We start from the raw sequence: 7,503 nt of genomic DNA on the forward strand, positions 1-7,503 counted from the left end.
TGCGCGGGTCGGGCAGGGTCACGTTCCAGCTTTCGGCCTGCGGCGCCTTGTGCTGCAGGAACGCAATGGCACGTTCAGCGGCGACCTCGTTGGACACCGTACTGCGCGGCAGCTCCGGGCGCATCCAGCGGCTGATCTCTTCGCGGTAGTAGCTGGCCGTGCCGGCCATGAAAATCAGCAGCAGCAGCCAGCCGACCAGCAGGCCGGTCCAGGTGTGCAGCCACGCCATCGATTGGCGGAATCCGTTTTTCATGCGCCAGCCCTCAGCAGTTCGGTACCCACCCAGAACAGCGCGGTGGGGATCAGGATGCCGACCCACGCGCGCAGCGCGGTACGGGTGGCGAAGGCCCACAACGCCGCGCAGGCGCACAGCACGATGGCCACCAGCATCCCGGTCAACACTGCCTGCCCACGCGCGATCGGCAGGGCCACGGCGAAGAACATCGCGCAGGTGGCGGCCAGCGCGTAGCCGCCGAAGATGGCGGCCAGCGAGCGTGACAACACGCCCAGCCAGGGGCGGGCGAAGAAACTTCCGAAGCGGCTGAACCAGCTGGCGTCAGGCGTGCTGTCCACGGGGAACCTGCAATGTCATGTCGAACAACGGACATCACCGGCCGCGGCCGGTGATGCATGGAAAAGTGGCCGTCCGTGGCCGTGTCGCTGCACGAAGCAACGTTCCCTGGAGAACGGTTACAGCTTCCAGCGCAGGTTCAACATCACGTTGCGCGGCTCGCCCCAGTACACGCCGTTGTAGAAACCGACGTTGCTGTAGTACTTCTTGTCGAGCAGGTTGTTGATGTTGAGCTGGGCCGAGAAATTGTCGTTGAAGCGGTAGCCGGCGAACACATTGACCAGATAGAACGCGTCCTGGGTGATGCGTGCCGATTCGGTGCGCCCGCTGGTCAGGTAGTCGGCGCGCGGCTTGGTGCTGTTGCGGTAGATGCTGCTCTGCCAGGTCACCCCGCCGCCCAGCGACAACCGGTCCCAGACACCGCTGGGCCGCCAGCTGGTGTTCAGGCGGAAGGTGTCGATCGGGTTGGTGGTGTTCTGCAGCACGCCGGCCTGGTTGCGGATGGTCGTATGGGCAAAGCCGGCCGAAACGTTCCAGTTCTCGGTGATGCTGCCCTGGGTTTCCACTTCCCAGCCCCTGACCTTGTTGCCCTTGCCGCTGGAGCGGTAGGCATCGGTGCCATCGGGCAGGGTGCCCGGCGGCACCGAGTCGTCCAGTTCGGCCACGTTGTCCTTGAGGCCCTTGAACACCGCCGCCGAGGCATTGAGCCGGCCGTTGAAGAATTCGCCCTTCAGGCCGGCTTCCCACATGTCCCCGACCACCGGCTCCAGGTAATTGTTGTTGCGGTCGCGGTAGGACTGCGGCTGGAAGATGTCGGTGTAGCTGGCGTAGGCGCTGAGCTGCCGGGTGAAATCGTAGATCAGGCCGAAGTACGGGGTGAGGGAGTCGTCCGGCTTGTAGCCGCCGCGGGTGGTCCCGCTGCGGTTGCCGGCCGCGTCATAGCGGTAGTTCCAGGTACGGGTTTCCCAACTGCCGTAGCGCGCGCCCAGCACCGCCAGCAGCGGATCGGCCAGCTGCAGCCTGGCGGCCACGTAGGCGGCGCGCTGACGCAACTCGTTTTCCGAGGCGATGCGGCCCAACCGCTGGATCGGCAGCTGTGCGACCTGACCGGTCCAGTTGCGCCAGTCCGGCACCTGCGCATAGCTGGCCGGAACGTCGGGGATCTCGATGCCGGGTACCTCACTGTCGCGCACCGACTGGCCGATCCCGGCCACCAGCTCATGTTCCTGCCCGAACAGACGGAACGGGCCGCCGACGTTGAGGTCGAACACGTTCATTTCGCTGCGTTCGGCGAAATGACTGGTGTAGGCGGTAACGCCGGTGCCGTCCGCACGCGGATAGCCAGCCGCGCCGTACCAGACGCTGCCGTCGGTATCGCGCTTGGCCTGGGTGGCGGCGGCCTTGATCGCCCAGCCGTTGCCCAGCTGCTGCTCCAGGCGGGCGAAGGTGGTCTTCTCCACGATCGGCCAGCTGCTCCATTCCGCGGACAGGTTGGTGGAACGGGGCAGGTTGGCCGGCGTGCCATCGGCCCCCCAGTACGGCACCACGCCCCAGGTCACGCCGGTGGTCTTCGGCGACTGGTAGTCATAGCCGACCTCGAACAGGGTGCTGTCGCTCAGGTCGGCCTGCACGATGCCGTAGAACACATCCTTGTCGAGTCTGTAGATGTCGCGGAACGAATCGCTCTGCTGCTTGGCGGCCACGAACCGCGCGCGCACGCGGCCATCCAGGGCGACCGGGCCGCCGATGTCCGCCTCCAGGCGCTGGTTGCCCCAGCGGCCCAGCGTGATCCCGGCGCTCATTGCCATCGTATCGGTCGGACGCTTGCGCACCATGTTGATGGTGCCCGACGGATCGCCGGCACCGGTGGTCAGCCCGGTGGCGCCGCGGACCACCTCGATGCGCTCGTAGATCGCGCTGTCGGTGTTGGTCTTGAGCGACCCACCGAAGGTGTTGAGCATGCCGTCGATCTGGAAGTTGTTGATGGCATAGCCGCGCGAGATGTAGCTGATGCGCTCGCTGTCGGTGACCGACACGTGCACGCCGGTGACCTGGCTCATCACGTCGGACAGGGCGAACAACCCCATGTCGTCCAGGCGCTGGCGGGTAACCACCGTGACCGACTGCGGGGTATGCCGCAACGACAGGTCCAGTTTGGTGGCGGTGCGCGCCTGCTTGACCGTGTACGAGGTCGGGATGTCGCCGTCGGCGGTGACCTTGACCGTGTCCAGCGTGGTGGCATCGCCCGGATCGGTCTCGGCCAGCGCCACCGGTGCATGGCCGGCAAGGGCAGCAAGCAGGGCCAGGCTCAGCAGGGAGGGGCGGATCAGCGGCGATGCGGTTGAAGCGGTCATGGCGGGTTTCCAGGGTGGTAAAGCGGCGTTGCAATCCATTGCGGGCCGCGCTGGGCGTGGCGCCACGTGACAACGTGGTGGGGCAGGGCAGCCTGCATCTCCGGCGGGATTGCTCCGGCGCACCGCTTCGCCGCCATCGGCGATTCGCGGGCACCAGAACGGGTCGTCGAGGGGCGTACACGGGGCGGGACCATGGCGCGACACGCGCTGCCGGGGCCGGAGAGGCTGGGCGTACATCCAATGCGTGAATGATAGTCATTATCATTTCGTTCGGCAAGCGTTATCAAACCGTTCACTCCCTGCCCAAGGCGTGGTCATGCACGCCGGTGCACTGGCAGACTGCAACCTGCCAAGACCGATGCAGACACGTGATGATGGATGGGCTGGAACTGCCGATGATCCGCGACCGCACGCCAGCCCAGCTGGCCACCGACGACACCTGGTGGGCGCACATACGCGCGCTGTACGACCTCGACGATGCGGTGGTGATGCTCGACAACGGGTACTGGGGTGCCATGGCGCGTCCGGTACTGCAGGCCTACCAGCAGGCCACCGCGACGGTGAACGCCGGCAATGCGTGGTTCGGGCGGCGGGCGTTTCCACCGCTGCTGGAACAGGCGCGGACCCGCCTGGCCGAGGTGCTGGGCGTGCACGCCGACGAGATCGCGCTCACCCGCGGCGCCACCGAGGCGATGCAGGTCCTGATCGGCGGCTATCACCGGCTCGCCCCCGGTGACACCGTGCTGTACGCCGACACCGACTACGACAGCATGATCAGCGCGATGCGCTGGCTGCACGTCCGCCGCGGCGTGGCGGCACAGCGCATCGTGCTGCCCGAACCGTTCGACTACGACAGCATCATCGACACCTACCGGCAGGCGCTGCAGCGCTACCCGGGTACCCGCCTGCTGTTGCTCACCCAGGTCAACCACCGCAACGGCATGCTGCTGCCGGTAGCCGAGATCGCAGCGCTGGCACGCGCCGCCGGCGTGGAGGTGGTGCTCGATGCCGCGCATGGCATCGGCCAGGTGGACACCCCGCTACGCGCGCTGGGCGTGGACTTCGTTGGCATCAACCTGCACAAGTGGATCGGCGCGCCGGTCGGCATGGGTGCGATCTACGTGCGGCGCGGCCGCGTGCGCGATCTGGACCCGTACATGGGCGAGGCCGACGATGACAGCATCGACAGCCGCGTCCACACCGGCACGGTGAACTTCGCCGCGTGCATGGCGCTGCCGGTCGCGCTGGACCTGCACCAGCGCATCGGAGTGGCCAACAAGCGCGCCCGGCTGGTGTACCTGCGCAACCTGTGGCTCGATGCGCTACGCGACGACGACCGCGTGCAACTGCTGGCCTCGGCCGATCCACGCCTGTCCAGCGCGATCGCCGCCTTCCGTCTGCGCGGCCAGACCACGCTGGCCGATACCACCGCCACCGCCGAACAAATGGTCCGGCACGCGGGCGTGTTCGTGGTGCCGCGCGACGGCCTGGCCTCCGGCGCCTGCCTGCGGGTAACGCCGGGCATCTTCAGCACGCCGGCGCAGATGGAGGCGTTGGTGGGGGCGGTACGTGCGGTACTGGGGCAGTGACGCTCAGGCTTGCCCTGAGTGGTCCAGCGGCGTGACCGTCAGCCGCACGCCCAGCGCGCCAAGCACGCGCTGCACCGTGTCAAAACGAGGATGCGCACCGGGTTTGAGGGCTTTGTAGAGGCTTTCGCGGCCCAGGCCGGTCGATTCGGCGATGTGGGCCATTCCGCGTGCACGTGCGACGGCCTGCAGGGCATCCTGGAAATGCACCGCGTCGTCGGCGGCCAGCGCCTCGGTGAGGTACAGCGCAATGGCGGCATCGTCGACCAGGTGGTCGGCAGGGTCGAATGCGAGGAGGTGAGGCTTGCGCATGGGGAAATTCCTGGAAAGAGAGCCGTATTGCAGTGCGCGCTAGAGCTGGTCGGCGATCCGTTGCGCCTTCTTGATGTCCGATGCCTGGCTGTCCTTGCTGCCCGCACAGAGCAGGATGATCAATTGCCTGCCACGCCGCGTGAAGTACACGCGGTACCCCGGACCGTGGTGGATGCGCAGCTCGCTGACACGGCCGCCGACCGGCTTGACGTCACCTTCGAGGCCATGGGCCAGGCGCTGGATGCGTTCGGCGATGAACGCGCGCGCCCGCGTGTCGCGCAATCGGCGCAGCCACCTGTCGAAGTCCTCGGTTGCCCGCACCGACGTCATGACGACGGAGTGTATCTGATTGGATACTCGTTGCAAGCGGGCAGATGCCCGCTGCAATCACCGCTTCGCGCAGGCCTTCTTGATCTCGTCTTCAACGCGCTGCGGCGCGGTGCGGCCGAAGGCCTCGCTGATGTCGCGACGCACGCGCAGGTCTTCGCACTTTTCCGGATCCATCGAGCCGTCGATGACCGTACCGCGCACCGCCGGCTGACCGCGGCCGGCATCGGCCTGCATACGCCGGCGGGCGTCGTACAGTTCGCGCTGGGCGCGGGTGCGTTCTTCCCAGGTCAGGTTGGGGTCGCGGGTGATCGGGCGGGTCACGCCGGTGTCCTGCTCGGGCGGGCAGGGCACGGTCTGGTAGATGGTCTGCCCGCCGGCGGCGCATTTGTACACGCGCCCGGCATGGGCGCTGCTGGCCAGCGCGCACAGCGCCAGCGCAAGGATGGTCCTTTGCATCATTCCCCCTGTGGGCCACACCAGCCCGGAATGCGCGGCAGAATACGCGAACCAATTCACAAAAACACCCGGTCAATCCGTCAACCGGGCGGGGTTCCTACCAGTGCATCCACACCGTCAGGGCGTGCAGCAGCAGGCCGATCAGGCCGCCCACCAGGGTGCCGTTGAAGCGGATGAACTGCAGGTCGCGGCCGACGCTGAGTTCCAGCTGCTCGACCAGGTGGCGCTCGTCCCAGCCCTTGACGGTCTGCGCGATGTGCTGCGTAACGCCCTCGCGCAGGCGGCTGGTCAGGCGTTCGGCGCCATCCATCAGGTGCTGGTTGAGCGCATCGCGCAGCGACGGGTCGTCCTGCAGCGCCTGCCCGACCGACGCCAGGCTGCGGCGCAGGTGGCCGGCCAGTGCCGACTCCTCACTGGACAGGTCCGCGCGCAGGCTGGCGTGGATGCGCTCCCACAGGCCCTGCACATACTCCTGCACGGCCGGATGGTCGATGATCTGCTGCTTGATCTGGTCGATCTTCCCGGCCAGCGCCGGGTCGGTGCGCAGGCGCTGGATGTAATCGGCGAGCCAGGTTTCGTAATCGCGCCGCAGCGGGTGCTCGGGCTGGGCCAGGATCTGCTGCAGCTCGGCCAGCACCGCGTGCGCCATGCGCTCGGCCAGGCTGTCGCCAATCTCGTCGATCGGCTTGACCCAGTTCACGGTGCTGGCCAGCTTGGGCCACTCGCGCTGGATGTAGCGCACGATCAGCTCGGACGCGCGCTGCTTCACCGATTCGTTGTCCAGCCACTCGCTGACCCGGGTCAGGCCCTCGTCAAGCACGCGCTGATGGCGGTTGTCGGCGGTGAGCAGGCCCAGCAGCTCGCCGGCCGTGGCTGCGGCATTCCACTGCCGCAGCTGCTGGATCACAAAGCCCTGGATGCTGCGCCGTACCGCCGCCTCGTCCAGGAAGTCCAGCGCCTGCAGTGCCCAGCCGCGGGCCATGTCGGCCAACAGCCGCGACCGTGCCGGGTCGGCCAGCCAGCTGCCCAGCCGGCTGGCCGGGTCGAACACCTGCAACCGCGCCAGCAGCGCCTGCGGTTCCAGGAACTGGTCGCGCACGAACACCGCCAGGCTGTCGGCGATGCGGTCCTTGCTGTGCGGGATGATTGCGGTGTGCGGAATGGGCAGGCCCAGCGGGCGGCGGAACAGCGCCACCACGGCGAACCAGTCGGCCAGTGCGCCCACGGCGGCGGCCTCGCAGAACGCCGACACCCACGCCCAGATGCCACGCTCGCCCTGCAGGTGGCTGATGACAAAGCCGCCCAGCATGGCCAGCAGCATCGCCAGCGCGATCAGTTTGAGACGGCGCAGCTGCGCGCGGCGGGGGTCGGGGGGAGCAATAGGCGTCATCCCCACAGTCTACCTACCCCGGTATGAGCACCCGGTAGTGCCGGGCTCTGCCCGGCAACCAGGCGAATCCAACAGAACGGTAATTCCGGGCTCTGCCCGGCAACCAGGCGAACCCCAACAGAACGGTAGTGCCGGCCGCTGGCCGGCAACCCCGGGGGCTGTCCGCAGGTGCATGGCGCGGTCCGCACCACGAGCAGCCGGGCAGAGCCCGGCGCTACGCGGCGCACCGCTTCACATCACGCGTCGGCGTCGGCCAGCTGCTTGCGCAGCGCCGCCAGCTGCTGGCGCAGGGCGTCGTTTTCCAGCGTCAGCGCGATCACCCGCTGGCGCAGTTCCGCCGGGCCTTCGCCCAGCGCGTTGAGCGCGTCGGCAATCTCGGCTTCGCGGCTGGGGTCCACCTCGGCGTCACCGTCGGCGCTGTGCAGCACCTCCTGCACCGGCTTGCGCGGCTTGCGCTTGGCCTCGCGCACGCGCTTGGCGGCCTGCTTCAGCTCGTCCTTGCCG

Annotated in this window: 8 protein-coding genes and 1 pseudogene; 1 reads left to right on the forward strand and 8 read right to left on the reverse strand. The window is 67.9% G+C overall.

Annotated elements, in window-relative coordinates:
- The 3 genes from DBR34_RS24380 to DBR34_RS20540 form a co-directional block, all read right to left on the reverse strand.
- A partial coding sequence (locus DBR34_RS24380) for a PepSY domain-containing protein (protein WP_258224210.1) occupies positions 1-253 on the reverse strand: 253 nt, incomplete at its 3' end.
- Complete coding sequence (locus DBR34_RS20535; protein ID WP_128098148.1) at positions 250-573, reverse strand: DUF3649 domain-containing protein; 324 nt, start codon at positions 571-573, stop codon at positions 250-252. The genes DBR34_RS24380 and DBR34_RS20535, both read right to left, overlap by 4 nt.
- 117 nt (positions 574-690) lie before the next feature.
- Positions 691-2,925, reverse strand: a complete 2,235-nt coding sequence (locus DBR34_RS20540; protein ID WP_128098149.1) for a TonB-dependent siderophore receptor — start codon at positions 2,923-2,925, stop codon at positions 691-693.
- Positions 2,926-3,296: 371 nt separating this feature from the next.
- On the opposite strand from DBR34_RS20540, the gene DBR34_RS20545 reads away from it, so the two are divergent.
- Positions 3,297-4,514 carry an aminotransferase class V-fold PLP-dependent enzyme gene (locus tag DBR34_RS20545; protein WP_128098150.1) on the forward strand — a complete coding sequence of 406 codons (1,218 nt, stop codon included), beginning with the start codon at positions 3,297-3,299 and terminating at the stop codon, positions 4,512-4,514.
- A gap of 3 nt (positions 4,515-4,517) precedes the next feature.
- Here DBR34_RS20545 and DBR34_RS20550 read toward each other — a convergent pair whose 3' ends face one another.
- The 5 genes and pseudogenes from DBR34_RS20550 to DBR34_RS24385 all read right to left on the reverse strand — a co-directional run.
- Positions 4,518-4,823: an addiction module antidote protein gene (locus DBR34_RS20550; protein ID WP_128098151.1), complete on the reverse strand. Its 306-nt coding sequence runs from the start codon at positions 4,821-4,823 to the stop codon at positions 4,518-4,520.
- Between the two features lie 39 nt (positions 4,824-4,862).
- Positions 4,863-5,153, reverse strand: a complete 291-nt coding sequence (locus DBR34_RS20555; protein WP_128098155.1) for a type II toxin-antitoxin system RelE/ParE family toxin — start codon at positions 5,151-5,153, stop codon at positions 4,863-4,865.
- A gap of 57 nt (positions 5,154-5,210) precedes the next feature.
- Positions 5,211-5,609 carry a DUF4124 domain-containing protein gene (locus tag DBR34_RS20560; protein ID WP_159496325.1) on the reverse strand — a complete coding sequence of 133 codons (399 nt, stop codon included), beginning with the start codon at positions 5,607-5,609 and terminating at the stop codon, positions 5,211-5,213.
- A 97-nt stretch (positions 5,610-5,706) separates the two neighbouring features.
- Complete coding sequence (locus DBR34_RS20565) at positions 5,707-6,999, reverse strand: DUF445 family protein (RefSeq protein ID WP_128098153.1); 1,293 nt, start codon at positions 6,997-6,999, stop codon at positions 5,707-5,709.
- Between the two features lie 236 nt (positions 7,000-7,235).
- A pseudogene (locus DBR34_RS24385) lies at positions 7,236-7,503 on the reverse strand (plasmid replication/partition related protein); the annotation flags it as partial.

This window comes from Stenotrophomonas sp. HMWF003, assembly GCF_003061285.1.
GTDB lineage: Bacteria > Pseudomonadota > Gammaproteobacteria > Xanthomonadales > Xanthomonadaceae > Stenotrophomonas > Stenotrophomonas maltophilia_AP.